This is a genomic window from Streptomyces longispororuber (genome assembly GCF_014656095.1).
GTDB classification, from domain to species: Bacteria; Actinomycetota; Actinomycetes; order Streptomycetales; family Streptomycetaceae; genus Streptomyces; species Streptomyces longispororuber.
Genome location: NZ_BNBT01000029.1, coordinates 41,682 through 67,579 on the forward strand (window position 1 = coordinate 41,682; position 25,898 = coordinate 67,579).

Annotated in this window: 24 protein-coding genes and 1 tRNA gene; 14 read left to right on the plus strand and 11 right to left on the minus strand. The window is 74.2% G+C overall.

Annotated elements, in window-relative coordinates; translation table 11 throughout:
* The first annotated feature begins 187 nt into the window (after nucleotides 1-187).
* The 7 genes from IE330_RS12580 to IE330_RS12610 all read left to right on the plus strand — a co-directional run bounded on the left by IE330_RS12580 (nucleotide 188) and on the right by IE330_RS12610 (nucleotide 6,220).
* Nucleotides 188-1,648, plus strand: a complete 1,461-nt coding sequence (locus IE330_RS12580; RefSeq protein WP_190136028.1) for an alkaline phosphatase PhoX — start codon at nucleotides 188-190, stop codon at nucleotides 1,646-1,648.
* A 111-nt stretch (nucleotides 1,649-1,759) separates the two neighbouring features.
* Nucleotides 1,760-1,839 (plus strand) — tRNA-Ser (locus IE330_RS12585).
* A gap of 176 nt (nucleotides 1,840-2,015) precedes the next feature.
* The gene (locus tag IE330_RS12590; protein ID WP_190136029.1) at nucleotides 2,016-3,596 is read left to right on the plus strand and encodes a TROVE domain-containing protein; all 1,581 of its coding nucleotides are present in this window, start codon (nucleotides 2,016-2,018) and stop codon (nucleotides 3,594-3,596) included.
* 211 nt (nucleotides 3,597-3,807) lie between these two features.
* Complete coding sequence (locus tag IE330_RS12595; protein ID WP_190136030.1) at nucleotides 3,808-4,548, plus strand: DUF6879 family protein; 741 nt, start codon at nucleotides 3,808-3,810, stop codon at nucleotides 4,546-4,548.
* Nucleotides 4,545-5,393 (plus strand): helix-turn-helix domain-containing protein, encoded by an 849-nt coding sequence (locus IE330_RS12600; protein ID WP_190136031.1) that lies wholly within the window; start codon nucleotides 4,545-4,547, stop codon nucleotides 5,391-5,393. The genes IE330_RS12595 and IE330_RS12600 overlap by 4 nt, the downstream gene beginning before the upstream one ends.
* Before the next feature lie 297 nt (nucleotides 5,394-5,690).
* Nucleotides 5,691-5,879: a hypothetical protein gene (locus tag IE330_RS12605; protein WP_190136032.1), complete on the plus strand. Its 189-nt coding sequence runs from the start codon at nucleotides 5,691-5,693 to the stop codon at nucleotides 5,877-5,879.
* On the plus strand, nucleotides 5,876-6,220 hold the full coding sequence (locus IE330_RS12610; protein WP_190136033.1) for a DUF6415 family natural product biosynthesis protein: 345 nt from the start codon (nucleotides 5,876-5,878) through the stop codon (nucleotides 6,218-6,220). Before IE330_RS12605 ends, IE330_RS12610 begins: the two co-directional genes overlap by 4 nt.
* A gap of 354 nt (nucleotides 6,221-6,574) precedes the next feature.
* Here IE330_RS12610 and IE330_RS12615 read toward each other — a convergent pair whose 3' ends face one another.
* The 8 genes from IE330_RS12615 to IE330_RS12650 all read right to left on the minus strand — a co-directional run bounded on the left by IE330_RS12615 (nucleotide 6,575) and on the right by IE330_RS12650 (nucleotide 15,381).
* On the minus strand, nucleotides 6,575-7,798 hold the full coding sequence (locus IE330_RS12615; protein ID WP_190136056.1) for a TerD family protein: 1,224 nt from the start codon (nucleotides 7,796-7,798) through the stop codon (nucleotides 6,575-6,577).
* Nucleotides 7,799-7,973: 175 nt separating this feature from the next.
* Complete coding sequence (locus tag IE330_RS12620) at nucleotides 7,974-8,963, minus strand: zinc-dependent alcohol dehydrogenase family protein (protein WP_190136034.1); 990 nt, start codon at nucleotides 8,961-8,963, stop codon at nucleotides 7,974-7,976.
* Nucleotides 8,960-9,817 (minus strand): carbohydrate ABC transporter permease, encoded by an 858-nt coding sequence (locus IE330_RS12625; protein WP_190136035.1) that lies wholly within the window; start codon nucleotides 9,815-9,817, stop codon nucleotides 8,960-8,962. The genes IE330_RS12620 and IE330_RS12625 overlap by 4 nt, the downstream gene beginning before the upstream one ends.
* Nucleotides 9,814-10,767, minus strand: a complete 954-nt coding sequence (locus IE330_RS12630) for a carbohydrate ABC transporter permease (protein ID WP_190136036.1) — start codon at nucleotides 10,765-10,767, stop codon at nucleotides 9,814-9,816. Before IE330_RS12630 ends, IE330_RS12625 begins: the two co-directional genes overlap by 4 nt.
* Nucleotides 10,764-12,134 carry an ABC transporter substrate-binding protein gene (locus IE330_RS12635; RefSeq protein WP_190136037.1) on the minus strand — a complete coding sequence of 457 codons (1,371 nt, stop codon included), beginning with the start codon at nucleotides 12,132-12,134 and terminating at the stop codon, nucleotides 10,764-10,766. Before IE330_RS12635 ends, IE330_RS12630 begins: the two co-directional genes overlap by 4 nt.
* A gap of 95 nt (nucleotides 12,135-12,229) precedes the next feature.
* Nucleotides 12,230-12,991, minus strand: a complete 762-nt coding sequence (locus tag IE330_RS12640; RefSeq protein ID WP_190136038.1) for a DeoR/GlpR family DNA-binding transcription regulator — start codon at nucleotides 12,989-12,991, stop codon at nucleotides 12,230-12,232.
* Between the two features lie 294 nt (nucleotides 12,992-13,285).
* On the minus strand, nucleotides 13,286-14,470 hold the full coding sequence (locus IE330_RS12645; RefSeq protein WP_190136039.1) for an alpha/beta hydrolase family protein: 1,185 nt from the start codon (nucleotides 14,468-14,470) through the stop codon (nucleotides 13,286-13,288).
* 101 nt (nucleotides 14,471-14,571) lie between these two features.
* Entirely contained in the window at nucleotides 14,572-15,381 is an 810-nt protein-coding gene (locus tag IE330_RS12650; protein ID WP_190136040.1) for an NAD-dependent epimerase/dehydratase family protein, read from the minus strand.
* A 401-nt stretch (nucleotides 15,382-15,782) separates the two neighbouring features.
* Here IE330_RS12650 and IE330_RS12655 point away from each other — a divergent pair, with 401 nt between their 5' ends.
* From IE330_RS12655 to IE330_RS12665, 3 genes are read left to right on the plus strand one after another with little or no spacing between them, the layout of a single operon-like run.
* Entirely contained in the window at nucleotides 15,783-16,820 is a 1,038-nt protein-coding gene (locus IE330_RS12655) for a 5-dehydro-4-deoxyglucarate dehydratase (protein WP_229925589.1), read from the plus strand.
* On the plus strand, nucleotides 16,817-17,983 hold the full coding sequence (locus IE330_RS12660) for a hypothetical protein (protein ID WP_190136042.1): 1,167 nt from the start codon (nucleotides 16,817-16,819) through the stop codon (nucleotides 17,981-17,983). The genes IE330_RS12655 and IE330_RS12660 overlap by 4 nt, the downstream gene beginning before the upstream one ends.
* Before the next feature lie 59 nt (nucleotides 17,984-18,042).
* Nucleotides 18,043-19,434 (plus strand): S28 family serine protease, encoded by a 1,392-nt coding sequence (locus IE330_RS12665; protein WP_190136043.1) that lies wholly within the window; start codon nucleotides 18,043-18,045, stop codon nucleotides 19,432-19,434.
* On the opposite strand, the gene IE330_RS12670 is transcribed toward IE330_RS12665, so the two are convergent.
* Entirely contained in the window at nucleotides 19,409-20,665 is a 1,257-nt protein-coding gene (locus IE330_RS12670) for an MFS transporter (protein ID WP_190136044.1), read from the minus strand. The two genes, IE330_RS12665 and IE330_RS12670, sit on opposite strands and share 26 nt — an antisense overlap.
* A gap of 150 nt (nucleotides 20,666-20,815) precedes the next feature.
* On the opposite strand from IE330_RS12670, the gene IE330_RS12675 reads away from it, so the two are divergent.
* The 4 genes from IE330_RS12675 to IE330_RS12690 all read left to right on the plus strand — a co-directional run bounded on the left by IE330_RS12675 (nucleotide 20,816) and on the right by IE330_RS12690 (nucleotide 23,396).
* Nucleotides 20,816-21,427, plus strand: a complete 612-nt coding sequence (locus IE330_RS12675) for a TIGR03086 family metal-binding protein (protein ID WP_190136045.1) — start codon at nucleotides 20,816-20,818, stop codon at nucleotides 21,425-21,427.
* Nucleotides 21,428-21,604: 177 nt separating this feature from the next.
* Nucleotides 21,605-22,339 carry a CPBP family glutamic-type intramembrane protease gene (locus IE330_RS12680; RefSeq protein WP_190136046.1) on the plus strand — a complete coding sequence of 245 codons (735 nt, stop codon included), beginning with the start codon at nucleotides 21,605-21,607 and terminating at the stop codon, nucleotides 22,337-22,339.
* Nucleotides 22,336-22,674, plus strand: coding sequence for a PadR family transcriptional regulator (locus IE330_RS12685; protein WP_190136047.1), 339 nt, complete (start codon nucleotides 22,336-22,338; stop codon nucleotides 22,672-22,674). The genes IE330_RS12680 and IE330_RS12685 overlap by 4 nt, the downstream gene beginning before the upstream one ends.
* Nucleotides 22,671-23,396, plus strand: coding sequence for a hypothetical protein (locus tag IE330_RS12690; protein ID WP_190136048.1), 726 nt, complete (start codon nucleotides 22,671-22,673; stop codon nucleotides 23,394-23,396). The genes IE330_RS12685 and IE330_RS12690 overlap by 4 nt, the downstream gene beginning before the upstream one ends.
* Before the next feature lie 64 nt (nucleotides 23,397-23,460).
* Here IE330_RS12690 and IE330_RS12695 read toward each other — a convergent pair whose 3' ends face one another.
* Together IE330_RS12695 and IE330_RS12700 are read right to left on the minus strand one after the other, a co-directional pair.
* Nucleotides 23,461-24,918: a peptidoglycan D,D-transpeptidase FtsI family protein gene (locus IE330_RS12695; protein ID WP_190136049.1), complete on the minus strand. Its 1,458-nt coding sequence runs from the start codon at nucleotides 24,916-24,918 to the stop codon at nucleotides 23,461-23,463.
* Nucleotides 24,919-25,033: 115 nt separating this feature from the next.
* Nucleotides 25,034-25,696, minus strand: a complete 663-nt coding sequence (locus IE330_RS12700; protein WP_190136050.1) for a response regulator transcription factor — start codon at nucleotides 25,694-25,696, stop codon at nucleotides 25,034-25,036.
* Between the last annotated feature and the right edge of the window lie 202 nt (nucleotides 25,697-25,898).

The window sequence follows — 25,898 nt, forward strand, 5'->3', positions numbered from 1 at the left end:
AAGCCGCCCGCCGAAGTCGGACGGCGTTCAACCGCCGTTTATACGTGAGCGGAAATCTGTCGCCGACACCAGGTCCGGCCGTACGCGCCCCGCGCACGGCCCGTCCGTCCACGTGGCCCCGCCGCGCTCGACCGCGGTCCTCCGCCCGAGCGCCCCCGTCCGCTCCCGCACGCCCCGAGGAGAAACCATGTCGTCGCTCACCCGCAGGGACTTCGCCAGACGGTCCGCGCTCACCGGCGCGGGGGTCGCCCTGGCCGGCAGCGTCGGCGCGCTCGCCACCGCGCCCGGCGCGCTGGCCGCGCCGGACCTCGACGTGGACGCGGTGGACGGCCACGGCCACGGCCACGGTCACGGCGGGCCCGGCTACGGCCCGCTCGTGCCCGACCCCAAGGGCCTGCTCGCGCTGCCCGCCGGGTTCTCGTACCGCGTCCTGACGCACAGCGGCCGGACCCGGCTCGAGTCGGGCGAGTTCACGCCGTCGAACCACGACGGCACCGCCGCGTTCGCGGGGCCGCGCGGCGTCACGCTGCTCGTCAACAACCACGAGCTGAGCGGCCCCCGCTCCAAGTGGAAGCACCCGGTACCGCTCACCGAGGGGCTGGTGTACGACCCGGCCGCGTCCGGTGGCTGCACGGTCGTGGAGCACCGGCGTGGCGGCGAGGTCGCGGAGTGGGTGGGCATCGCGGGTACCGCCACCAACTGCGCGGGCGGCTCCACCCCGTGGGGTACCTGGCTGACCTGCGAGGAGACCGAGGACAAGGCCGGCCAGAACGGCATGACCAAGGACCACGGCTACGTCTTCGAGGTCGACCCCCGCGACCGGCGCGCCAACCGCGACCCCCAGCCCCTCAAGGCGCTCGGCCGCTACGCCCACGAGGCCGTCGTCGTCGACCCCAAGCGCGGCCACCTCTACCTCACCGAGGACGCCTCGGGGCCGAACGGCCTGTTCTACCGCTGGAGTCCGCCGCGAGGCTTCCGCCACGGCCGCGGGCAGCTCCGCACCCTCGCCGACGACGCGGGCGTCCTGCAGGCGCCCAAGTGCTTCGACTCCGGCGGCCGCTTCGTCGACGACCTGTCCCGCGCCACCCGGACCGGCACCGTGTACGGCGTCGACTGGGTGGACGTACCCGACCGCGACGCCCGCACCGTCCCCGTGCGCAAGCAGTTCACCACCGGCGAGGTCACCCGCGCCCGCAAGCTCGAAGGCATGTGGTGGGGCGACGGCGGCGCGTACATCGTGTCCTCGTACGCGCGGGAGGAGAGCCCCGGGGCGCAGCACGACGGGCAGGTGTGGTTCTACCACCCCGGCCGCCGCACGCTGACCCTGAAGGTGCTGCTCGGCGTCAACCCCGACCCCGGCAAGGACGGTGCCCTCGACGGCCCGGACAACATCACCGTCTCGCCGTACGGGGGCCTGATCCTCGCCGAGGACGGCGACGGCATCCAGCACCTGTTCGGTGCCACCGAGCGCGGCCGCACGTACCCGATCGCCCGCAACGAACTCAACGCGGGCACGCCCGAGAAGCCGTCCTTCAGCGAGTTCGCGGGCGTCACCTTCTCGCCGGACGGCAAGACGCTGTACGCCAGCATCCAGTCGCCGGGCATCCTGTTCGCGATCACCGGGCCGTGGCGGCGCCGGCACCCCTGACCGGGCCCGCGGGCGTGGGGGCCGCCGGACACGGGCGGGGCGCCGGACCGCGGCGCCCGGCCCGCTCGCCGAAAAAGCCGTGGCGTCCCGTGCGATCGCCCTCCTAAGGTGAGGGGTGTGTCCAGGTGCGCAGGCAGGACTTACTTCCGCTGCTAACGGGGAGGCCGCGGGTTCGAGTCCCGCCACCGGTACTCAGGCCGGTGTAGCTCAGGGGTGAGAGCGCCATACGTCAGTTCCGCCGCTTCGATCTCTGGACACGCACAGACTTGTCGTGCCTCCCGGTGCGCGGGCTGCGGCTCCTTCCCTTCCTGAAACGACGCCGCCGCCGAGGAGACCTCGGGAGGCCTCGCTTCCGGGGGAATCCAGCATGGCCCGCTTCAACGTCAAGGCCGCCAAGGCGCCGCCCGCCTCGCCCGTGCGCACGACCGGCCAGGTCACCCGCACGCACCAGGGCGGCCGCGGACACCTGCGCGACGCGCGCTCCGAACTCTTCCTGCTCGCGGTGGCGAACTTCGTGACGCAGGAGACGTACTACGAGAGCGGCGAGGCCCGCGACGACCGGTTCGCGGCACTCGTGCGCGAGCTCGCGGTCGAGGACCCGCAGTGGACGGCCGGCCTGCTCGGCTGGCTGCGCGGCGAGGGCAACATGCGGACGGCGTCCCTGGTCGGCGCGGCCGAGTACGTGCGGGCGCGGCTGACGGCGGGCGCCACCGACGGGCCCGCCAACCGCCAGGTCGTCGCCTCCGTCCTGCGCCGCCCGGACGAGCCCGGCGAACTGCTCGGCTACTGGACGAGCCGGTACGGCCGCGCGATACCGAAGCCCGTGAAGCGCGGCATCGCCGACGCCGTGCGCCGCCTCTACAGCGAGCGCGCCCTCCTGAAGTACGACACGGCGTCCAAGGGCTACCGCTTCGGCGACGTCCTGAACCTCGTGCACGCGGCGCCCGACCCGGCCAAGCCGTGGCAGGGCGAACTGTTCCGGTACGCGCTCGACCGGCGCCACCACCCCGAGACCGCGGCCGTGCCCTCCTCGCTGACCACGCTCGCCGCGCACCGCGACCTGATGGCGCTGCGCGTCGCCAAGCGGCGCAAGGTCGTCACCGGGGCGGGCGGCGCCGAGCGGCTCGCCGCCGCGGGCATGACCTGGGAGGCGCTCGCGGGCTGGCTCCAGGGGCCGATGGACAAGGCGGCCTGGGAGGCCGTGATCCCGTCCATGGGCGCGATGGCGCTCCTGCGCAACCTGCGGAACTTCGACGAGGCGGGGGTGAGCGACGAGGTCGCGGCCCGGGTCGCGGCGAAGCTCGCCGACCCCGATGAGGTCGCGCGGTCCCGGCAGTTCCCGTTCCGCTACCTCGCCGCGTACCAGCACGCGCCGTCGCTGCGCTGGGCGTACGCGCTGGAGCGGGCGCTCGGCCACTCGCTGGGCAACGTGCCCGCGCTGCCCGGCCGTTCGCTGATCCTGGTGGACCGCTCGGGCTCGATGTGGGCGCCGCTGTCGGAGCGCTCGCAGCTCAACCGCGCGGACGCGGCGGCGGTCTTCGGCACGGCGCTCGCGCTGCGGGCGCACGACGCGGACCTCGTCGAGTTCGGCACGACCAGCGCGCCCGTGGCGTACCGCGCGGGGGAGTCCGTCCTGAAGGTCCTCGACCGCTTCGGGGACCTCGGCGGCACCGACACCACGGAGGCGGTGCGCCGCCACTACCGCGGGCACGACCGCGTCCTGATCGTCACCGACGAGCAGGCCGCGTACCACCACCACGGCGACCCCACCGCCCAGGTCCCGCCGCACGTCCCGGTCTACACCTGGAACCTGGCGGGCTACCGCACGGCCCACGGCCCCTCCGGCACCGCCGCCCGCCACACCTTCGGCGGCCTCTCGGACGCGGCCTTCCGCCTGGTGCCCCTGCTGGAAGCGGGCCGCGACGCGACTTGGCCGTGGGCGGCCTGACGCCTCCGCCGCGCCGGGGCGGCGGCCCCATGCGCGGGGTCACCGCCCCTGGCCGCCGCCCCGCTGTGCCCGGCGCCAGAGGGCGGGGGCGACGACCGATTGCGCGCAATCGCGGCAGGCCTACCGGGATCAGCAATCCAGCGCAATCCGCCCCCTTGCCCTAAGCGCCGCCTGCATGCTGGTCTCGCAACCGGCGCACACGGAGGGCCACATGCCGCTCAGGTTCATCGGTACCACCAGCGACGAGGGCGACTGCCCCACCCTCTACGAGATCGAAGGAACGGACGAGATCCTCGTCCAAGGCGAACTCGAGACCGACCCTCGCCGCCTCGCCACCCTCCGGGACGTAAGGGAGTCCGAGGCTTTCGTACGCGTACCGCGGTCGCTGCTCGTCCGGTACGCTCCGCGTGCCGATGCGCCTGAGCTGGCGCCGTTCAGCGACGTGAAGCACCTGTTCCGCGAGTTCCGCCACACCGCGTGGCGTCTGGAGACGCGCCGCGGTTATGCCAGCGACCGCAAGAGTCCGAAGTGGCAGCAGTTCCTGGCGGGGGAGGACATCGCGTCCGGCCCCGACAGCGCCTGGCTCGCGAACGTCCGCGAGCAGACCGGGCAGGGCAAGCGGTTCGAGCGAGTGCGGGTGGTCGATGAACCGCCCACCCAGGGCCAGGAGTTCCTGCTCGCGAGTGGACTCGGCAACGTCGCCGCGGGTGAGGACATCCGAAATCTGCCCCGTGCGGAGGCGGAACGCCTCCGGCTGCCGGACTTCGACTTCTGGTTGTTCGACTCGAAGGTTCTCGTGCGGTTCGCCTTCGACGACGAGGACACCACCCTGGGCGTGTACGTCACCGAGGACACCACCGAGGTCCTTGCTGCCTGCCAGGCCCGAGACACGGCCTGGCACCACGCCACCCGTACCGCCGAGTTCGTCAAGCAGGTACGTTCGCCCGCGTGAGCACGGATTTCCAGACAGCCAGGGAAGCCCTCGGCGCGCACCTTCGGGAGTTGCGCGTCGAGGCGGGTCTGGAAGGCAAGGATCTCGCCGCGCTGCTCGGCTGGCAGGCGTCGCGGGTCTCCCGACTCCAGAACGGCAAGCAGACCCCGACGCGCGAGGACCTCTCCGCATGGGCTCGCGCGGTCGGCCGCCCGGACGCCATCGACGAGCTGCACGGGCTGCTGGCAGCACTGGGCATGAGGGAACGGCACCGGTCCTGGCGGCGCCAGCTCGCGGGCGGGCTCCGTGGCCGGCAGGAGGTCGGGGTCAAGCTGACCGACGCGACGAGGCAGATCCGTGGCCTCGAGGTATCCCGGATCCCGGGGCTGTTCCAGACACCGGAGTACGCGCGCGTCGTCTTCGACGGCCTCGCGGAGTTCCGCGGCATCTCGCCGACGACCGAGGAGGCCGTAGAGGCGCGGATGCGTCGGCAGGAAGCGCTCTGGGACCCGGAGAAGAGCTTCCATTTCGTGCTCTGTGAAGCAGCCCTCCACCACCGCCCCTGCCCGGCGGACGTGATGGCCGAACAGTTGGACCGGCTGTACAACCTCGTCGGCCAGCGCCGCGTTGCCCTGGGGATCATTCCTTTCGGCGTCCAACTGCGCCGTACGGCCCCGCACGCCTTCTGGCTCTACGACCGCCGCCTCGTCATCGTCGAGACCATCAGCGAGGAGCTGTGGCTCACGGGGGATGACGACATCGCGGTGTACGAACGGGCCTGGGACTGGCTGGCGGAGTCGGCTCAGTACGGCTCCCCTGCCCGGCGGCTGATCGGCCGCGCACGGGCAGCACTCGACGTTTCTTGAGCAACCCGCTGTAACCGGCCTGGCGATATGCGCAATGACGCGCAATCGATCGACGGGACAGCAAGGCACAGCTCTACCGTCCCAGCCATGGACGCACCGATGCGCGCCGCCCCTCGTGACGCGGCTGACGCCTGGCTGGCCGCCTGCTCCCCCAGCGGACTTCCTACGCCTGTGGAGGCATGCGGATGACCGTGCACCGCGACTACACCCCGCCCGCTCCCGGGCCTGAGCCCGCGCCCGTCGAGGAGCGTCTGCGGGTCTGGGCCACCGGAGGACTCCGACCGGATACCGGTGACCATGGTCATGCACGAGCAGGAGCTACTGGCCAGGCTGCCCGGGCAGCGCGTCCTGGTCGCCCAGACCGACGACGGCATCCGCGCGGACTGGACGCGCCTTCCGCTGGGCGAGCGGCGTCTGGCCGTCGTCCTGCGGGCGCTCGCCGCGTGGGCAGGCTCGGACACCATCGCAGTGGGGACACGCTCATGACGACCACCAGGCAGCTCGACGAACTGCTCGCGGCGGCCAGCGAGGCCGGCAGGACGCTGCCTCCTCCTGCGGAGACCGCCGAGGTGCACCGGCGCCTCGTCGCCGAGATCCGGCTGCGTCTGCCCGGGGCGGAGCGGGCGGCCGCCGCGGCGCCGGTCCGCAGTCGGGAGTGGTACCAGCACCTCAAGGTCATGGACGACGCGCGTGCGGCTTTGGCGGCGAAGGGTGAGGAGCCCGACCTGTGCGTCGGGCCGATGGCCGCAGCCCTTCGGGTGGGAGAGCTCGCCCGTCATCTGCGCGAGCTGGCCGCGTATCCGGCCGAGGGTGAGGTGGGGGTGTGAGTGCGGGTGCGCTGCTGTGCTGGCGCTGCGATCGGCCGATCCGGCCCGGCGAGCCGGTCGCCTCCTGCGCGAAGGACTCGCCGTCCGGGGCCGGCGTCCGTGTGGTGTGGCATGCGGGGCCGTGTCCGCGCGAGGGGCCGCCGGTCGGCGGGCCAGGGCCGCGGGCGGGGCGTCGCAGGCGTCGGCGATGAGTGGGGGGTGAGGGTGGGTGCGCTCTGGGCGTTTTGGGGCAGCCCCAGGTGGCGGCCTCCGCCCCGGTTCGCGGGCAGGCGACCGCGGCCCTGCCGGACTGTGACCCCCGGCAGGGCCGCGCGTGTGCTCGCCGGTGCGCGATCCGCCCCGGCGACGAGACCGCTACAGGGCCTGGGCCGCGGGCTTGACCATGCCGCGGACCGTGCGGGACTTGACGAAGTCGCCCATGGCCGTCATCTCCCACTCGCCGGAGAACTGGCGGATCAGCTTCGCCATCATCACGCCCGTCTGCGCCTCGGCGTTCGTGAGGTCGAAGCGGACCAGCTCCTCGCCGGTCGCGCCGTCGAGCAGGCGGCAGTACGCCTTGGCCACCTCCGTGAACTTCTGGCCCGAGAAGGAGTTCACCGTGAAGACCAGGCCCGTGACGTCCTGCGGGAGCGCGCCGAGGTCGACCGTGATGACCTCGTCGTCACCGCCGCCCTCACCCGTCAGGTTGTCGCCGGAGTGCTTGACGGCGCCCTTGAGGATCTTCAGCTTGCCGAAGTAACAACTGTCGATGTGGTTGCGCTGCGGGCCGTACGCGATGACCGAGGCGTCCAGGTCGATGTCCTTGCCGCGGAACGCGGGCTCCCAGCCCAGGCCCATCTTGACCTGCGAGAGCAGCGGGCGGCCGCCCTTGACCAGGGACACCGTCTGGTTCTTCTGGAGGTTGACGCGGCCCTTGTCCAGGTTGATCTTCCCGGCTCCGGGGGCCGGGGCCGCGGGGGCCTGCGGGGCGGCGGCCGCGGCGGGCGGGGGCGGGCCCTGGACCGGAGGGCCGGCCGGGGGCGCCATGGGGGCCGCGGGCTGCGGGGCCGGCGCCGGGGCGGCGGCCGGGGCGGCGGCGGGCGCGGGCTCCTCCACCGTGACGCCGAAGTCCGTCGCGATGCCCGCGAGGCCGTTGGCGTACCCCTGGCCGACGGCGCGGGCCTTCCAGGCGCCGTTGCGCAGGTAGATCTCCACGACGACCAGGGCCGTCTCCGTGCCGAGCTGCGGGGGCGTGAACGTGGCGAGCACCGCGCCGTCGTCCGCGTTGCGGATCGTGGCGGTGGGCTCGACGCCCTGGAAGGTCTGGCCCGCCGCGTCCGGGCTCGCGGTGACGACGATCTTCTCGATGCCGGGCGGCACGGCGGTGGTGTCCACCGTGATCGCGTCCGGCGTCGTGCCGCCGCCGGAGCGGTAGGTCACGCCGGGGCCCGCGGGCTGGTTGTAGAAGATGAAGTCGTCGTCGGAGCGCACCTTGCCGTCGGCGGTGAGCAGCAGGCCCGAAACGTCAAGCCTCACGGGGGCGGAGACGTCCACCGCCACGCGGGTCGCGGTCAGGGGGATGTTCGAGCCGGGGGTCATAGCTGTCATGCCAGCAGTAACGAGCGGGGGGACTTTGCCGTTCCCTTACCGGTCCGCTTTCCTTCGCGGGGCGCCCCACTGTGTGGGTTTCGGGAAAGGGGCGCCCGCGCGCGGAGCGCGCTCATGGGCAGCCCGTCCGGCGCTTGAGGACGAGGCCGAAGGCCGATCGACCCGCTCAGGGCAGCACCACGATCTTGCGGCCCTGGCCCGCCGCGAACCGCTCCAGCGCCTCCGGGTAGCGGTCCAGGGGCAGGCGGTCGCTGATGAAGACGTCGGGGTCGAGGACGCCCCCCGCGAAGAGTTCGGCGGCCCGTTCGTAGCTGTGGAGGACGGCCATGGAGCCGGTGATGGTGATCTCCTGGTTGTAGATCCGGTACGGGTCGATCGTCACGCGCGTGGCGTAGTCGGCCACCCCGAACTGGAGGAACGTGCCCGCCTTGGCCACCCTGTCCAGGCCGTCCTGGATGGCGGCCGCGTTGCCCGTCGCGTCGATGACGACGTCCCAGCCCTGCGGGCGGTCGAGCTCGTCGGGGGTCGCGCCGGCGGCGGACACCCCGAGCCGCCGGGCGGTGGCGAGCCGGTCCGGGTTCACGTCGACGACGTCCACGCTCGCGGCCCCGGTCCGCTTGGCCAGCTCCAGCATCATCAGGCCCATGGTCCCCGAGCCGTAGACCAGCACGTGCGCGCCCAGCCGGGCGCGCAGCACGTCGTAGCCGCGTACCGCGCAGGAGAGCGGCTCGATGAGGGCGGCGTCCTCGGTGCGTACGTGCTCGGGCAGCCGGACGCAGTTGGCGACGGGGGCCACCGCGTACTGCGCGGCGCCGCCGGAGCGGGTCACGCCGATCGCCGCCCAGCGCTCGCAGAGGTTGTTGTGGCCGGTGCGGCAGTAGCGGCACTCGTGGCAGTACAGGGAGGGATCGACGGCCACGCGGTCGCCCACGCGCACCTCGGTGACGTCCACGCCGGTGCCCACCACCGTCCCGGCGAACTCGTGCCCCGGCACGACCGGCAGCGCGGGCGCGAACTCGCCCTGGAGGATGTGCAGGTCGGTGCCGCACAGGCCGCACGCGGCGACTTCGACGACGACGTCGCGCGGCCCCGGCGTGGGGTCGGGCACCTCGCCGACCACCGCGGTGCCGACGGACTCGATGATGGCGGCCTTCACTTGACGGCTCCCAACGACAGGCCCTGGACCAGCTTGTCCTGGGCGGCGAACCCCGCGGCGAGCACCGGCAGGGAGATGACGAGCGACGCGGCGCACACCTTCGCCAGGAACAGGCCCTGGCTGGTGATGAAGCCGGTCAGGAACACGGGCGCGGTCTGGGCGACGACGCCGGTGAGCACCCGGGCGAAGAGCAGTTCGTTCCAACTGAAGATGAAGCAGATCAGGGCCGTCGCGGCGATGCCGGGCAGGGCGATGGGGGCGACGATCCGGGTCAGCACGGTGGGCAGGCGGGCACCGTCCACGTGCGCGGCCTCGATGACGGCGACCGGCACCTCGGCCAGGAACGACTGCATCATCCAGACGGCGATCGGCAGGTTCATCGAGGTGTAGAGGACGACCAGGAGCCAGATGTTGTCGAGGAGGCCGGTGTCCTTGGCGAAGAGGTAGATCGGCAGCAGGCCCGCGACGACCGGCAGCATCTTCGTGGAGAGGAAGAAGAAGAGGACGTCGGTCCACTTGCGGACGCGGCGGATCGACAGCGCGTACGCCGCGGGCAGCGCGAGCACCAGGACGAGCAGGGTGGACGCCGTCGACGCCACCAGGGAGTTGATCAGCGACGGCCAGGGGCTCGCGCCGCCGCCGGAGCCGAAGAACTCGCGGTAGCCGTCCAGGGTGAGGGAGGCGGCCACGGAGGGCGGGTTCGTCGCCGCGTCCTCCTCGGAGTGGAAGGAGGTCAGGGCCATCCAGGCGACCGGCAGGAAGAAGAGCAGCCCGGCCAGCCAGGCGGCCAGGCCCAGGCCCAGCCCCCGGGTGCGGACAACCGGGGCCGCGGGCGGGGTGCGTACGGGGCTCATGCGCGGGACGCCTCCTCGCGGAACAGGGACGACACCACGCGCAGGGCGAAGGTCGCGATGACGAGCGAGCCGATGACGACGAGGACGCCGGCGGCGGACGCCAGGCCGTTCTCGTGGGCCTGGTAGAAGCTCTGGTAGACGGTGTACGGCAGGTTGGCGGTGCCCAGGCCGCCGGAGGTGATCGTGAAGACGGCGTCGAAGTTCTGCACGATGTGGACGGAGCCGAGCAGGGCGCCGAGTTCGAGGTAGCGGCGCAGGTGGGGCAGGGTCAGATGGCGGAAGATCTGCCAGGTGCCCGCGCCGTCCATGCGGGCGGCCTCGATGAGCTCGGTGTCGCGGCTCTGCAGCCCGGCGAGCAGGATCAGCATCATGAACGGCGTCCACTGCCAGATCAGGGCCAGTTCGATCGCGAGCAGCGGGGTGCGGGAGATCCAGTCGGGCTGGGCCGCGCCGTCGCCGCCCACCCAGTGCAGCAGGCCGTTGAACAGGCCGTACTCGGGGTTGTAGAGGACGTGCTTCCACAGCAGGGCCGCGGCGACCGGCACCAGCAGGAACGGCGTGATGAGCAGGGTGCGGACCACGCCCCGGCCGCGGAACCTCCGGTCCAGGAGCAGCGCGAGCCCGAGCCCGATGACGAGGCTGGCGAGCACCACCGTGACGGTGAGCAGGATCGTCGTCCCCACGGATTCGCGCAGGTCGGCGTCGGTGAGGACCTCCTGGTAGTTGGCGAGGCCGGTGAAGGCGCGGGCGTCGGGGTAGAGCGCGTTCCAGTCGTAGAAGGAGATCACCAGGGTGGCCACGAACGGGAGCTGCGTCACGGCCACCATGAAGACCAGGGCGGGCAGCAGCGGGGCGCGGGTGGCCCAGGCGCGCAGCCGGCCGTGGGTGCGGCGGGGCGCGGTGGCGGGCACGCGCGTGCGGGCCGGGGCGGGGGTCGTGGTGGCGGTCATCGTCCCTCGTACTCCTCGGAGATCTCCTCGGCGAGGTCCTGGGACCGGGCCAGCGCCGACTCCACGGACGTGCGGCCGGCGATGGCGGCGCTGATCTCCTGGGAGACCTTCGTGCCGAGGTCGGTGAACTCGGGGATGCCGACGAACTGGATGCCGGGCGCGGGCCGGGGCTGCACGCCCGGGTCGCGCGGCCGGGCGCCCGCGATGGCGGCGCGCGTCACGCCCTGGAAGGCGGCGGCCTCCCGGCGGTAGCGCGGGTCGGCGTAGGTCGAGGCGCGTTTGCCCGCGGGCACGTTGGCCCAGCCGGTCTTCTCGCCGACCAGCCGCTCGTACTCCTTGCCGGACGCCCAGGAGATGAACTTCCAGGCCTTGTCGTGGTTGCGGGAGGCCTTCTGCACGCCCCACGCCCAGGTGTAGAGCCAGCCGGAGCTCTGCGTGCGCTCCACGGGCGCCGCGACGTAGCCGATCCTGCCCTTGACGGGGGAGCTGTCGGCCTCCAGGGAACCCGCGGCGGCCGTGGCGTCGTACCACATGGCGGTCTTGCCCTGGGTGAGGTTGTTGAGGCACTCCGCGTACCCGGACTGGGCCGCGCCGGACTGGCCGTGCTCGCGTACGAGGTCCACGTAGAAGCGGGTGGCCCGCTCGAAGGCGGGGGAGTCGAGGCGGGCCGTCCAGTCCTTGTCGAACCAGGTGCCGCCGAAGGTGTTCACCACGGTCGTCAGCGGCGCCATGACCTCGCCCCAGCCGGGCAGGCCGCGCAGGCAGATGCCCTTCATGCCCTTCTCGGCGCCGTCCACCTTCGCGGCGAGGTCCGCGACCTGGCGCCAGGTGGGGCGCTTCGGCATGGTGAGCCCGGCCTCGGCGAAGACGTCCTTGCGGTACATCAGGAACGACGACTCGCCGTAGAAGGGCTGGCCGTAGAGCTTGCCGTCGGCGCCGGTGAGGGAGTCGCGCATCGGTTTCAGGATGTCCCGCTGGTCGAAGGCGCGGTCCTTGCGCGCGTAGCCGCCGAGCTCGCGCAGCCAGCCGTTCCTGGCGTAGATCGGTATCTCGTAGTTGCTGAGCGTCGCGACGTCGTACTGGCCCGCCTGGTTGGCGAAGTCCTGGCTGATCTTGTCGCGGACGTCGTTCTCCGGCAGCACGGTGAAGCGCACCCTGATGCCGGTCCTCCGGGTGAAGTGCTCGGCCGTGAGCTTCTGCAACTGCACCATTTGCGGGTTGTTCACCATGAGGACGTTGACGGCGTCGCCGCCGGACCCGGACCCGCCCGCTCCGGCCCAGCAGCCGGACAGCGGCGGGGCGAGCAGCGTCCCTGCGGCGGCAGCGGCGAGCAGGGACCGCCGCCTCCGTCGGCTCTGGGTTCGCATGGTTCGCTCCTGGGATGAAAGGTGGCATTCGGGGCGTAAGGGGATGTGGCGGGGCGCGGCAGGGCGTGTTCGGGCCTCGGGGGACGCGGCGGAGTTCAGACGCGGATGACCTGCGGCCCCATCAGCGCGTAGCGGTGGGCCTCGGCGGCGGGCAGCCGGGTGCTGGTGACGATGGCCTCCAGATCGCCGACGCCCGCGAACCTGCAGAAGCTCGCGGCCCCGAACTTGGTGTGCACACCCGCGAACACCGCGCGCCGGGACGCCCGCAGTGCCTGCGCCTTGACCTCGCTGACCGCCGGGTCGGGGGTGGTGAGCCCGTGCTCGCGCGAGATGCCGTTGGCGCCGATGTAGGCGAGGTCGATGACGAAGCCCGCCAGCATGCGGGTCGTCCAGTGCTCGACGGTCGCGAGGGTCCCGGGGCGGACCCGGCCGCCGAGGAGCAGCACGGTGACGTGCTCCGCGGCGGCGAGGGCGCCGGCCGTGGCCAGGGAGGCGGTGACCACGGTCAGGTCGCGGTTGCGCGGCAGGGCCTCGGCGATGAGCTGCGGGGTGAAGCCCTCGTCGACGAACACGGTCTCGGCGTCGCCGAGCAGCTCGGCCGCCGCGGCGGCGACGCGCCGCTTCTCCGGCACGTGCATGGTGGTGCGGAACGCCAGCGTCGTCTCGAACCCGGAGCTCTCCACCGGGTAGGCGCCGCCGTGGGTGCGCCGGACCAGGCCGTGGTCCTCCAGGGCGCGCAGGTCGCGGCGTACGGTCTCCTTGGCGACGCCCAGTTCGGCGGCGAGCGCGCTGACGTCGACGGAGCCCGCCCGGCGGGCCGTGCGCACGATCTGCCGCTGACGCTCCTCCGCCGTCATGGCGCCACCTCTTCCCCTCGGCCTTGGCTCGATCGCGCTGCCCGTTCGGGCCCTGTGGGGAAGTTCTACAGCGCGGGCACGGGGCTGACCAGGCTCGGAGCCCGCCCGATGCTGCCCGTATGTGCCCGCTCGGTGCGGTCGTGGCCTGGGGAGCGGGCGGGGGGCACGCCCGTTCGCGGGGCGGGCGTGCCCGTTTGCCGCCCGTGTGGGGCGGTCACATCGGAGCCGGTTGGATCAGGGCGGTCGGATCAGGGCTGCCCGTGTGGGACCGCCGTTGCATGAGGGCCGGTTGGATCAGGGCCGGTGGAACGTCACCTCCGGGTGGGCCGGGGCCGGGCCGTCGAGCAGCGGGCTGTCGGTGCCGCGCAGGTGCCGGTCGAAGAACGCGCCGATGTAGGCGCGGGTGATCTCCGCCGCGCGCCGCCCGGAGAGCGTGGCCTCGGGGTCCTCGTCCGCGCCGAGCTGGTGGAGGACGACGGGCGCGTCGGTGAACGTGAAGTGCCCGGAGCCCGCGACCGTCAGCCAGCGCTTCCAGCCGTCGAGGAGCGGCCAGGCGGCGTCCCAGCCGTAGGGGCCGCCGGGCGTGGTGGTGAGCCGCGTGCCGAGCAGCAGGAAGGGGCGGCCGCGCAGGCCGTCGGGCGGGATCCGCATGCCGCCGTCCATGTTCATCCCGGCCCGCACCCGCCGGTCGGTGTTCATCAGGGCGGCGGTGGCGGCGCCGCCGATGGAGTGGCCGCCCGCCCCGACGCGCTTGCGGTCGATCATGCCCGAGCGGGCCCAGGCGGCCTTGCCGGTCCTGCCGCCGACGAGGCGGTCCAGGACGTACGACAGGTCCTGCGCCCGGTTGGCCGTGATGCGGTCGCCGGGCACGTCCGCGTCCGGGTCGCAGCCGACGCACGGCGGAATGCGGCCGCCCTCGAACTCCGCCCCGGCGGCCTCGTGGGCGTGGTCCACGGTCGCCACCACGTAACCCCGGCTGGCCAGGTCCTCGGCCAGGTGCGTGAGCGTCGAGCGCGGCGCGCCGAAGCCGGGCGAGAGCAGCACGAGCGGGAACCGGCCCCGCGCGGCGACCGCCCCGGTGCGGGCGTGGGTGCGCGTCGAGGCGTAGGCGTCGGGGGAGACGTCGAGGCCGTGCTGCGCGAGCATGGCGCGGGCGGCCTCGGTGGACGTGTACGCGGTGGAGCGCCCGCCCTGGCCCCGCGCCGGGTAGTACACCGACGCCATGAGCTCCCGCGGCCGGTCGGGGACCCACAGGTCGGGGCGGCCGGTGTCGACCAGGTGCAGGGTGTCGCGGCCCACGGCGTAGGGGCCGGTGGGGCGGGGCAGTTCGGGCCGGGTGGCGGGCGCCTCGGCGGTGGGGCCGCCGTCCGGCGAGGGCGCGGCGAAGGCGGTCGGCGCGCCGGCGAGCGGCAGGGCGAGGGCCAGGGCGAGCACGGTGGCGAGGGCGCGTCCGCGCGCCGCGTGTCGGGTCGTGGTCATGGCAACTCACGCTAGGCGAAACGGCGTTCGGGTACGTCGGCCCGCGGTCTGACCCGGGGGCGACTCCAGGCGTACGGACGCCTCACCTTCCAGGCTGATGCTCAAGACGGCCACAGCGGTGGGTTCGTGCAGAAGTGGCCGCCGAGGCGGGCGTGGTCGGGGCGCGCGGGGTCCAGCTCGCCGTGCTCGGCGACGAGCTTCGCCGCGAACCGCTCGGAGTCGTCCCGGGGCACGTATCCGAGCGCCCGCGCGGGCTCCAGGTCCCACCACAACCGGGTGTTGGCCGACGAGCCGTACACCACGGTGTGGCCGACGTCCGGCGCGGTGAGGGCCGCGTGGAACAGCCGCGCGCCGTCCTCGGGCGACATCCACACCGACAGCATGCGCACGCTGGTGGGCTCGGGGAAGCAGGAGCCGATCCGCACGGACACGGTCTCCACGCCGTGCTTGTCCCAGTAGAGCTGGGCGAGGTCCTCGCCGAAGGCCTTCGACAGGCCGTAGAAGGTGTCGGGACGGTGCGGCGCGGAGACGGGGATCAGCGGGTCGCCGCCCGCCGGGCGGGGGGTGAACCCCACCGCGTGGTTGGACGAGGCGAACACGACGCGCGGTACGCACTCCTCGCGGACGGCCTCGTAGAGGTGGTACGTGCCCTGGATGTTGGCGCGCAGGATCATGTCGAAGTCCGCCTCCAGGGAGATGCCCGCCAGGTGCAGCACCGCGTCCACGCCGCGCACGGCCTCCCGCAGCGCGGCCCGGTCGGTGAGGTCCACGGTCAGCGCGTCCGGGGCACCCTCGACGGGGCGCAGGTCGAGCAGGCGCAGCGTGTAGCCGTACGCGGGCAGCAGGTCACGCATCAGCGTGCCGACGCCGCCGGCGGCTCCGGTGAGCAGGAGGGTGCGGGGGGCGGGCATGCGGTCTCCTTGGGCTGCGAGGGGATGCCCGTCCGGGCGTCGGGTCGTGTGCGTGGAGGACGTTCGTCGGGTCGTGTGCGTGGATGACGTTCACATGTGTGGACACGCTAAGGAGTGGTTCGGGCGGCGTCAAGGGAGCGCGGCCAGGGTCGGTCGGGGCTCTGGGTCGAGCGTGGGGGCGCTTGACCGCCGTGGGGGCGGGGCCTAGCGTGGGCCCATTCAGAAGGATGGACGAGAGTCATACATGTGCACACCGAGGGGGAGCCGTGACGTCAGGTCGGTCAGGTCGGTCCGGCGCGGGGGGCGGGTGCCGCGAGGGCGACGGGCTCCGTGCAGGTGACGGGTTCCGTCAGGGGGACGGGCCCCGCGGAGGGGACGGGCCCCGCGCGGCGGGCGGCCCCGTGTCCCTCGCCTCCCGGCTGCGCGTTCCCAGCGGGCCGCTGTTCTTCCCCGTCACCCCCTTCGGGCCCGGCGGCTCCCTCGGCCGCGTCGACGTCGAGGCCTTCCGGGCACACGTGCGCCGGGGTGTGGACGCGGGCGCCGCGGCCGTCTTCGCCTGCTGCGGCACGGGGGAGTTCCACGCGCTGACGCCCGAGGAGTTCCAGGAGTGCGTGGCCGCCGCGGTCGCGGAGACCGCGGGCCGCGTGCCGGTGCTCGCGGGCACCGGGTACGGCACCGCGCTGGCCGTGCGGTACGCGCGCCTGGCCGAGGAGGCGGGCGCCGACGGGCTGCTCGCCCTGCCGCCCTACCTGGTCGCCGCCGCGCAGGAGGGCCTGCTGCGGCACTACCGCGCCCTGGCCGCGGCCACCGCGCTCGACGTCGTCGTCTACCAGCGCGACAACGCCGTCCTCACCCCCGGCACGGCCGTGGAGCTGGCCCGTACGGACGGGATCATCGGCCTCAAGGACGGCCTCGGCGACCTCGACCTGATGCAGCGGATCGTCAGCGCGGTGCGCTCCGCCGCCCCCGGTGACTTCCTGTACGTCAACGGGCTGCCCACCGCCGAGCTGACCGGCCTCGCCTACCGCGGCATCGGCGTGCGCCTGTACTCCTCGGCGGTCTTCTGCTTCGCCCCCGACCTCGCGCTGGCCTTCCACCGGGCGCTCCGCTCCGGCGACGACGCCACCTGCGCCCGCCTCGTCGACGGCTTCTACCGGCCCTTCGTCGAACTGCGCGCCCAAGGCCGGGGGTACGCCGTCTCCCTGGTCAAGGCGGGCGTCCGGCTCACCGGCCTGGACGTCGGCGGGGTGCGCCCACCGCTGCACGAGCCCACCGCCGACCACGTCAAGCAGCTCGCCGAACTGATCGAGCGGGGGCGGACGTTGGTGGGTAGGGAAGGCGTGCAGGGCGGGCGGGGCGCGGGGAGCGCGGACGCCTCCGACGCCTCGCAGGGCGCGGGCGGCGCTGCTGCCGTCGAGCGGGTGGAGGGCTCGGCGTGAAGGCGGGCGCGTTCCTCTACCCCTGGGACGTCCTCGGCGACCCCGCGGCCGCCGACCGCGTCGCCGCGCTGGGCGTCCGCCAGGTGACGCTGGCCTCCGCCTACCACTCCACGCGCGCCCTCACCCCCCGCCACCCGCGCCACCGCGTCGTCACCGCCGAGCACTCCGCCGTGCTGTACACGCCGGGCGGGCGCTGGCGGGGCCGCGCCCTGCGGCCGTACGCGGTGGGCGGCTGGGCGCCGGGCGAGGCCTGGGCCGAGGCCGCCGGCGCGCTGGAGGCGGCCGGGCTCGACGTGCACGCCTGGGTGGTCCTCGCGCACAACTCCCGCCTGGGCACGGAGCACCCGGACACCTGCGTCGTGAACGCCTACGGCGACCGCTACCCGTGGGCGCCCTGCATCGCGCGGCCCGACGTCTGCGCCCACCTCGTCGACCTGGCCGCCGAGGCCGCCGCCCGGCCGGGCGCGGGCGGGGCCGAGCTGGAGTCGTGCGGCTGGTACGGCTTCGCGCACCCGCACGCCCACGACAAGGTCGCGGGCGTCGGCCTCGGCGAGGTGGGCCAGTACCTGATGTCGCTCTGCTTCTGCGCCGACTGCCGCACCGGCTACGCGGCGCACGGCCAGGACCCCGACCACCTCGCGGCGGCCGTGCGGCGGGGCCTGGAGCCCGAGTGGCGCGGTGCCCCGCCCGCGTCCGGCTGGGCGGGCGTGGAGCGCCTCGTCGGCGACGGAGCGGCGGCGGCCACCCGCGCCTGGCGCGAGCGCACCGCCCGGGAACTCCAGGAGCGGGCGGTCGCGGCCGTCCGGGCCGAGGCACCTGTCGGCTTCCCCGTGCTGCTGCACGCCGACCCCGTCCCGTACCACTGCGGCGCCAACGCCGGAGTGGACCCCGCGCACGTCCTGTCCGTGGCCGACGGCGTGGTCGTGCCCTGCACCGGCGACGCGCGGGCGCTCGCGCCCTTCGCCGCCCGTGCCACGGACCGCACCGTGCTCGCCGCCAACCTCACCGTCGTGGCGGGCCTCGGCGGCAGCCCCGCCACGCTCGCCGCCGACGCCCGCCGCGCGGGCGCGCTCGGCGCCATCGAACTACGGCTCTACCACGCGGGACTGGCCTCCGACGCCGACCTCGCCCACGTCGCGCGGGAGCTGTCGCGCCTCGCCTGACAGCCGTTACGATCCGCGCACCACACAACGCTCCCGTGGCGGGGGATGAAGGAGACAAGGTGCGCATCAAGGGGACAGCGGCGCTGGTCTGTGCGGGACTCGCGGTGGCGGCGCTGCCGGTCGCGGCGGCCGGCGCCGCCGCGCAGGACGGGACGGCGCGGCAGCGGGCGGCGCAGGAGGACCGGTCCGCGCGGACCGGTGCCGGGCGGGCCGACCGGACCCAGGACATCCGGGCCCGGCTGGAGAAGATATCCGGCCTGACGGTCGTCTCCGTCACGGACAAGGAGGGGTACCCCTTCTACCACCTGACCTACCGCCAGCCCGTCGACCACAAGCGCCCGCACGGGGCCTCCTTCTCCCAGCGCCTGACGCTGTGGCACAAGGCCACGGCCAAGCCCACCGTCCTCTACACCACCGGCTACGGCCTGTCCTCCGGCACCACGGCCCTGACCAAGCTCCTCGACGCCAACCAGGTCAGCGTCGAGCACCGCTACTTCCAGGAGTCCCGGCCCAAGGGCGCGGCGGGCGACGACTGGACCAAGATGACCGTCCAGCAGGAAGCCGCCGACGAGCACCGCATCACCCAGGCGCTGCGCACCGTCGAGAAGGGCAAGTGGCTCGGCACGGGCGCCAGCAAGGGCGGCATGACGGCCACCTACCACGAGCGGTTCCACCCGCGTGACCTGGACGCCGTGGTCGCCTTCGTGGCGCCGAACGACGCGGACAACGAGGACGACTCCGGCTACGAGCGCTTCTTCAGGACCGTCGGCACCAAGGAGTGCCGCACCGCCCTGAACGCCGTGCAGCGTGAGATGCTCGCCCGCCGCGCCACGCTCCTGCCGAAGTTCGAGGCCGACGCCCGGGCGAACGGCCAGACCTTCGAGGAGACCCTCGGCACCACCGACCGCGCCTACGAGTTCGCGGTCCTGGACCAGGTGTGGAACTTCTGGCAGTCGGACACGGCCGACAACTGCGCGACCGTGCCCGACGCGGGGAAGGCCACCGACGACGAGCTGTACGGCTGGTCGAAGAAGCACGGTCTGAGCGTCTACCACGACGAGGAGCTCGGCACCAACGGCTCCGGCCCCTACTACCGCCAGGCCGCCACCCAACTCGGCTGGGCCGACCTGAAGTTCGGCCACCTCAAGGGCGTGCGCCACCACCCCGGCCTCTACCAGCCGAACTCCGTGCTGCCCGCCGCCATGCGCGGCTCGTACGAGAACCGGACCATCGCCGACGTCGACCGCTGGGTGCGGACGCGGGGCCAGCGGATGATGTTCATCTACGGCGAGAACGACCCGTGGAGCGCGGAGCGGTTCACGCCCAGCCACCGCGACTCGTACCGCTACGTCGTGCCGGGCGCCAACCACGGCGCCTCCATCGCGAAGCTGCCCGAGCCGCAGCAGTCGCGGGTGATCGCCACCGTCAAGCGCTGGGCGGGCGTGAAGTAGGGCCCAGGCGCACCGGGTTGAGCAGGGGCGCGGCGACGGCGAGCCGCGCCCCCGCGCAGAGGACCAGCAGCAGGCGCGGGTCGGCGAGCTCGACCAGGGCGGCGCCGAGCGCGATGCCGAGGGCCGTCGGCGCCAGGACGAGCGTCTGCGCCGTGGCGACGACCCGCCCCGCGAGCGCGTCCGGCTCGGCGCGCAGCGCGGCGGTGAGCGCGGCGACCTGCTCGCACACCAGGCCCGCGCCGTGCGCGAGGCACCCCGTCACGACCGCCGCCTCCTGGGGCAGCGCCTGCATCGCCGCCCCGGCCGCCGTCGAAGCGGCCCCCGCCCCCGCGAGGCGCCGCGCGCCGAGCCGCCGCAGCAGCGCGCCCGCCGCGAGTCCGGCCGCGACGGAACCCGCGCCCTGCGCGGTGTACAGCACGCCCGTGTACGCGGGGGAGCGGCCGAGCCCCTCCACCAGCGCGTACACCGTGGCGCCGCTGAGCCCCGCCGTCAGCATGGTGAGGCCGCCCGCGAGGACGAGCGGCAGCGGCCGGGTGGCGTCCCGGTGGTCGCCGCGCCCGGGGTTCGGGGCGCCCGGGGCCCCGGCCCGCCACAGGAAGCGGGCGCCCGCCGCGGTGCGCCGCCAGGTGCCCGCCGCGCCCGGCGCCGGGCGCCGCTCACGCGTCCGCACGAGCGCGAACAACCCCGCCGCCAGCAGGAACGTGACCGCGTCGAGCAGCGCCACGGGGCCGCCGCCGTACGCCGCGTACAGGGCCGCGCCGACCGGCGGCGCGACCAGCTTCATGCCCTCGTTCGCCGCCGTCCGCAGGCCGTTGAAGTCCCCGAGCAGTTCCTCGCCGACGGCCCGGGCCGCCAGCGCGGCCTCCGCCGCGTCCGTGACCACGCCGCAGGCCCCGTACACCAGGAGGACCGCGAGGAGCAGCCCCACCCGCGCGGCGGAGTCCACCCACAGCACCACCGGGAGCAGCGCGCCGAGCCCCAGGTTCACGGCGATCAGCAGCGGCCGCCGCCGGACCCGGTCCGCGAGGGCGCCGAGCAGCGGGCCCGCGCACACCGGGAGCCACAGGGCGAGGGCGCACAGCGCCGCCAGGCCGTCCGAGCCGGTGAGGTCCTTCACCCACACCCCCGCCACCAGCAACAGCGCGGAGCTGCCGAACCCGGAGACCACGACCGCGCCCAGGCACAGCGCCGCGTCCCGGTCCCGCACGACGTGTCCGATCCTCGTTGTCATACGCCCCGATGCTGGGCGTGAGGCGGTGCGGACGGCATCGGGCGGATGCCTCGTCCCGGGGTGAACGACCGCCTGAGGAAACGGCGATGAGTCCGCGCGGCCGGGGCAGTCAGGTAAGGAGAAGCACCTAGCGAACCGGAGGAGACCGCCATGCCGGACACCACGAAGCCAGACCCGCGCGAGCTGCCCGACCTCAGGCCGCAGGCCCGGCTCGTGGCGCGCCTCGCCGCCGCCGTGAAGGAGGACCAGCTCGACGACCCGACGCCCTGCCCCGACTACGCGGTGCGCCACCTGCTCGGGCACGTCGTCGGGCTCGCCGAGGCGTTCACCGCCGCCGCGCGGAAGGACTTCGGGCCGGGCACCGACACCGCACCGACGGCCTCCCTGCCCGACGTGGGCGCCGACTGGCGTGACGAACTGCCGCGCCGCGTCGCCGAGTTGGCCGAGGTGTGGCGCGACGCCGCCGCCTGGACCGGGCAGACCAGGGCCGGGGGCGTGGACCTGCCCGCCGAGGTGGCCGGGGTCGTGGCGCTGAACGAACTCGTCGTGCACGGCTGGGACCTGGCCCGGGCCACGGCCCAGGAGTACGCCCCGGACCAGGCGAGCCTCGCCGTCTCCCACGAGCTGCTGTCCGCCTCCGCGGCGGAGCCCCCCGAGGCGCGGGGCTCGCTCTTCGGGCCGCCGGTGCCGGTCGCCGCGGACGCGCCCCTCCTCGACCGGGTGGTCGCGCTGAGCGGACGGGACCCGGGCTGGCGGCCGTAGCACCGCACCGGCCCGCGCGCCCGGCTCCCCGGCCACCCGGCCCTCCGACCTAGGTTGCGTAACTGACTAGGTAGCCATACGGTCTAGCCAGTCGTACGGATGCCGTACGGATGCCGTACGGATGCGCGGGCCCGCCGGAGTGGCGGGCCCGCGCCCGCACCTGTTTCAGGGGGAACCATGACGATCTCGCCGGACCTCTCGGCGGCCGGGACGGCCGCCGGGGGCGCGCTCGCCGCCTATCTGCTCCTGGGCGAGCCCTGGCTGGGCCGCCGCATGTACGCGTCGCTCGCCCGCCACCGGGACGCCCGGCCGCGCGCGCTCGTGCGCTACTTCACGTTCTCGATCGTCTGCTGGTGGGCGCTGGCCGCGTCGGCGGTCGCGGTGCTGCTGCTCTCCCCGGGCACCTCCGCCGCCGACTTCGGCCTGGCGCCGCCCGACGACGCGGCGTACACCGCGCTGCTCGTCCTGCTCTTCGGCGTCGTCGCCGCCGTGTCCGGGCGCCACTTCCACGCGCTGGCCCGGCAGGGCAAGCACATCCCCGGCCGCGACGCCGTCGCGGCCATGCTGCCGCGCACCGCGGCCGAGCGGCGCCTCGCGGTCGCCGCCGCCGTGACCGACGGCCTCTGCGCCGAACTCCTCTACCGGGGCCTGCTCATCGCCTTCGGCGTCGGCGCCCTGGGGCTGCCGCTGTACGCGGCCGCCGCGGTGTCGGTGGCCGTCTACGCAGTTGCCGGGTGGTACCAGGGCGGCACCGGCGTCGCCGTCTTCGCCCTCTTCGGGACGCTGCTCACCGGCCTGTACCTGGCCACCGGCAGCCTGCTCCTGCCCGTCGCCGTACACGTCATGATCTCGGTGCGCGACCTGACGCTCCCGGCGCCCGAACCGGCCCGGGCCCCGGGCGGGGCGGCGTGAGCGCGGACCGGCGGGCGAGCTGGTTCAAGGGCGTCCTCGACCTGCTGGTCCTCGCGGGCCTCACCGAGGGCGAGAGCTACGGCTACGAGATCGCCAAGCGGCTCGGCGCCGCCGGCTTCGGGCAGATCCGGGGCGGCACGCTGTACCCGGTGCTCAACCGCCTGGAGGAGGCGGGCCTCGTCGCCGCGGAGTTCCGGGCGGCGGAGAAGGGGCCGGGACGGCGCTACTACACGCTGACCCCGGCCGGGCGGCGCGTGCTCGCCGAGCAGGGAGAACTGTGGCTGGCCTTCGACACGTCCGTGCGCGAGGTCCTCGGAAGGGCGGGAGTGCGATGAGCGGTACCGGCGCCGGGGGCGAGACGTACCTGCCGCGCCTGCAGGCGCGGCTGCGCGACCTGGGGCTGCCGGAGGAGCAGGTCCGGGTCACCGTCGCCGACCTGGCCGCGTACCTCGGGGAGTGCGGGACGGACCCGGGGGACGAGTTCGGCCCGGTCGAGGACTTCGCGCGGCAGCTCGCCCCCGGCGGCGGGGAGCCGGTGCCGCCCGGGGCGGGCGTCGAGACTTGGCGGTGGACCGCCGACACAGCCGTCGACGAGGAGCTGCTCGGGCGGTTCGGCGACGAGGGCTGGGAGGTCGAGCGCGTCGACGCCCTCGGGCGGTTCGTGTGCCGCCGCAGCCGGGAGCGGGCGCAGCGGTGGCAGTACCGGCGTGAACTCGTCTCCCGGGGGCGCGAGGGGCTCGACGAGCGGCTCGCGCGCGACGGGTGGGAGGCGTGCGGGAACTGGGCGGTGTACGCGTGGTTCAAGCGGCCCCGGGCGGCCGACGACGGGCCCGCGGCCGAGCTGGGCGGCGTGCCCGCCGTGCCGGTCCGGCGGGTCTACTTCAGCCGCCGCTTCCACGCCCTGTGCGCGGCGGTCGCCGCGGCGGTGCTCGTGGCCGGGGCCACGGTGTCCCTGCGCGACGGCGACCCCCTCAGCGGCCTCGGCCTCGTCGCCGGCCTGGCGGTCGGCGCGCTGCTCCCGCTGGCGGCGGCCACGGCGCTGAGCCGCCGGCGCTGAGCGCGGGCGCGGGCCCCCGCGAAGGCGAGGGCCCGCACCGGCGGAACCGGGTGGCCCAGGGGCGTCAGCGGAGGGCGGCGCGCATCATGCTGGCGGCGATCGGCGCCGCGAGGCCGTTCCCGCTGACCTCCGAGCGCGCGGCGCCCGACGACTCCACGATGACCGCCACGGCCACCTCCTTGCCGTCGTCCCCCTTGGCGAAGGACGTGAACCAGGCGTACGGCGTCTTGCTGTTGTTCTCGCCGTGCTGGGCGGTGCCGGTCTTGCCGCCCACCGTCGCCCCGTCGATCCGTGCGTTCGTCCCCGTGCCCTTCTCGACGACCGTGCGCATCGCGGACTGCAACTGCTCGGCCGTGGACTCGCTCACCACGCGCTGCGCGCCCGCCTCGCCGTCGTAGTCCCGCAGCACGTCGCCGTCGGAGTCCGTGGTCTTCGCGACCATGTGCGGGGACTTCAGCTCGCCGCCGTTGGCGAGGGCCGCCGACACCATGGCGATCTGCAGCGGCGTCGCGGTCACGTCGAACTGGCCGATGCCGGTCAGGCCGGTGCTCGACTTGTCCATGCCCTTCGGGTACACGCTGGTGCCCGCGCGGACCGGCACGTCCAGCTTCTCCGCGTTGAAGCCGAACTTCTCCGCCTGCGCCCGCAGCTTGTCCTCGCCGAGGTCGACGGCGAGCTTGGTGAAGACGTTGTTGCACGACCACTGGAGCGCCGTGCGCAGCGTGGCGTTCTCGCAGGGGGCGGACTTGATGTCGTTCGGGATGGACGTCCGCGTGCCGGGCAGCGTGTACGGGTCGGGGCTGTCGGTCCTGTCGTCCACCGAGCCGTAGAGGCCGTCCTCCAGGGCCGCCGCCGCGACGACGAGCTTGAACGTCGAGCCGGGCGGCAGCGGCTGCCGCAGCGCCCGGTTCACCATCGGCTTGTCCGCGTTCTCGGAGTCGTCGGTCAGCTTCTTCCACGCCTCGCCGTCCGCGGAGCCGCTGATCGTCGACGGGTCGTACGACGGCGTGGACACCATCCCGAGGATCCTGCCGGTCTTCGGGTCGATGGCGACGGCGGCGCCCTTCTTGTCGCCGAGCGCCTTGAACCCGGCCTTCTGCACGGCCGGGTCGATGGTGGTGAGGACGTCACCGGGGTCGGCGCGCTTGTTGGTGAGCGTGTCCAGGGGGCTCTTCAGCCGGGTCTCGCTGCCGTCGAGCAGGTCCTTGTAGATGCCCTCGAGCTGCGTGGCGCCGTACACCTGCGAGCTGTAGCCGGTGACGGCGGCGTACAGCGGGCCGTCCTTGTACGTGCGCTTGTACGCCAGGTCGCCGCCCGACGTGCGCCGGGAGCCGGTGACGGCGTCCCCGGCCACGATGATGTCGCCCAGCGGCTCCGCGTACGTCCTGATCGCGTTGCGCCGGTTCATGGTCTCGTCCGCGAGCGCCTTCGCGTCGTGGAACTGCAGCCAGGTGGCCCGCACCAGGAGGGCGAGCACCAGGAGCAGCGCGAAGACCGAGGCGCGCCTGATCGTCTTGTTCATCTCCCACAAGGACGGGAACAGCCGGGCGAATCGTTCCCGCTCCGGCCGGATGTGTCCGGCTTCTCAGGAAACCCTCATCCGGGAGCCGCTCCGGAGCCCCCGCCGCCCGGCCGTCTCACGAGGTCTTCATGAAGCCCGCCTCGTACGCCGCGATCACCGCCTGGGTGCGGTCGCGCGCGCCGGTCTTCGCGAGCACGGCGGCCACGTGCGTCTTCACCGTGGCCGCGCCCACCTCCATGCGCGCGGCGATCTCCGCGTTGGTGAGCCCGGCCGCCATGAGGCGCAGCACCTCGCTCTCCCGGCCCGTGAGCCGGGCCACCCAGGGCGCGGGCGGGGTCGCCGTGGTCCGCGCGTGCTCGGCGGCGAGGGCGCGTACGGCCGCCGGGAACAGCAGCGAGTCGCTGCGCGCCACCAGGCGCACCGCCTGCACCAGGGCGTCGGCGTCGGCCCGCTTGAGCAGGAAGCCGGACGCCCCGGCGCGCAGCGCCTCGTACACGTACGCGTCGTTCTCGAAGGTGGTGACGACGACGATGCGCGGCGGGTCCGGCTGCGTCCGCAGGATCTGCTCGGTGGCGCGGATGCCGTCGACCTCGGGCATGCGCACGTCCATCAGGACCACGTCGGGCCGCACCTCGCGGACCACCGACACCGCCTCGGCGCCGGTCGCCGCCTCGCCGACGACCTCCAGGTCCGGCTCGGCGCTGAGGATGACGCGCAGCGCGGTCCGCACCATGCGCTCGTCGTCGGCGAGCACGATGCGCAGCGGAGTCTCGGTCATGGCGTGGTCCTTCGGGTCGGTGGGTTCCGCGGACGCCGGTGCGCGTCCGCGTGTGGGGTGCGGGCTCGGGACCCCTCCGGCGGGGCCGTCACGCGGGCGGCGCCAGGGGCAGGCGCACGCGCAGCCGCCACACCCCGTCGGCCGGTCCGGCGGCGGTGGTGCCGCCCAGGAGGCGGGCGCGGTCGGCGAGGCCGCGGTCGAC

Excerpts from the sequence above, each read along its gene's own strand:
- IE330_RS12650 (WP_190136040.1), bottom strand. The coding sequence starts at position 15,381 with ATGCCCGCCCCCCGCACCCTCCTGCTCACCGGAGCCGCCGGCGGCGTC.
- IE330_RS12680 (WP_190136046.1), top strand. The coding sequence starts at position 21,605 with ATGACGATCTCGCCGGACCTCTCGGCGGCCGGGACGGCCGCCGGGGGC.
- IE330_RS12630 (WP_190136036.1), bottom strand. The coding sequence starts at position 10,767 with ATGACCGCCACCACGACCCCCGCCCCGGCCCGCACGCGCGTGCCCGCC.
- IE330_RS12595 (WP_190136030.1), top strand. The coding sequence starts at position 3,808 with ATGCCGCTCAGGTTCATCGGTACCACCAGCGACGAGGGCGACTGCCCC.
- IE330_RS12625 (WP_190136035.1), bottom strand. The coding sequence starts at position 9,817 with ATGAGCCCCGTACGCACCCCGCCCGCGGCCCCGGTTGTCCGCACCCGG.
- IE330_RS12700 (WP_190136050.1), bottom strand. The coding sequence starts at position 25,696 with ATGACCGAGACTCCGCTGCGCATCGTGCTCGCCGACGACGAGCGCATG.
- IE330_RS12615 (WP_190136056.1), bottom strand. The coding sequence starts at position 7,798 with ATGACCCCCGGCTCGAACATCCCCCTGACCGCGACCCGCGTGGCGGTG.
- IE330_RS12670 (WP_190136044.1), bottom strand. The coding sequence starts at position 20,665 with ATGACAACGAGGATCGGACACGTCGTGCGGGACCGGGACGCGGCGCTG.
- IE330_RS12580 (WP_190136028.1), top strand. The coding sequence starts at position 188 with ATGTCGTCGCTCACCCGCAGGGACTTCGCCAGACGGTCCGCGCTCACC.
- IE330_RS12695 (WP_190136049.1), bottom strand. The coding sequence starts at position 24,918 with ATGAACAAGACGATCAGGCGCGCCTCGGTCTTCGCGCTGCTCCTGGTG.
- IE330_RS12640 (WP_190136038.1), bottom strand. The coding sequence starts at position 12,991 with ATGACGGCGGAGGAGCGTCAGCGGCAGATCGTGCGCACGGCCCGCCGG.
- IE330_RS12605 (WP_190136032.1), top strand. The coding sequence starts at position 5,691 with ATGGTCATGCACGAGCAGGAGCTACTGGCCAGGCTGCCCGGGCAGCGC.
- IE330_RS12610 (WP_190136033.1), top strand. The coding sequence starts at position 5,876 with ATGACGACCACCAGGCAGCTCGACGAACTGCTCGCGGCGGCCAGCGAG.
- IE330_RS12590 (WP_190136029.1), top strand. The coding sequence starts at position 2,016 with ATGGCCCGCTTCAACGTCAAGGCCGCCAAGGCGCCGCCCGCCTCGCCC.
- IE330_RS12645 (WP_190136039.1), bottom strand. The coding sequence starts at position 14,470 with ATGACCACGACCCGACACGCGGCGCGCGGACGCGCCCTCGCCACCGTG.
- IE330_RS12690 (WP_190136048.1), top strand. The coding sequence starts at position 22,671 with ATGAGCGGTACCGGCGCCGGGGGCGAGACGTACCTGCCGCGCCTGCAG.
- IE330_RS12675 (WP_190136045.1), top strand. The coding sequence starts at position 20,816 with ATGCCGGACACCACGAAGCCAGACCCGCGCGAGCTGCCCGACCTCAGG.
- IE330_RS12635 (WP_190136037.1), bottom strand. The coding sequence starts at position 12,134 with ATGCGAACCCAGAGCCGACGGAGGCGGCGGTCCCTGCTCGCCGCTGCC.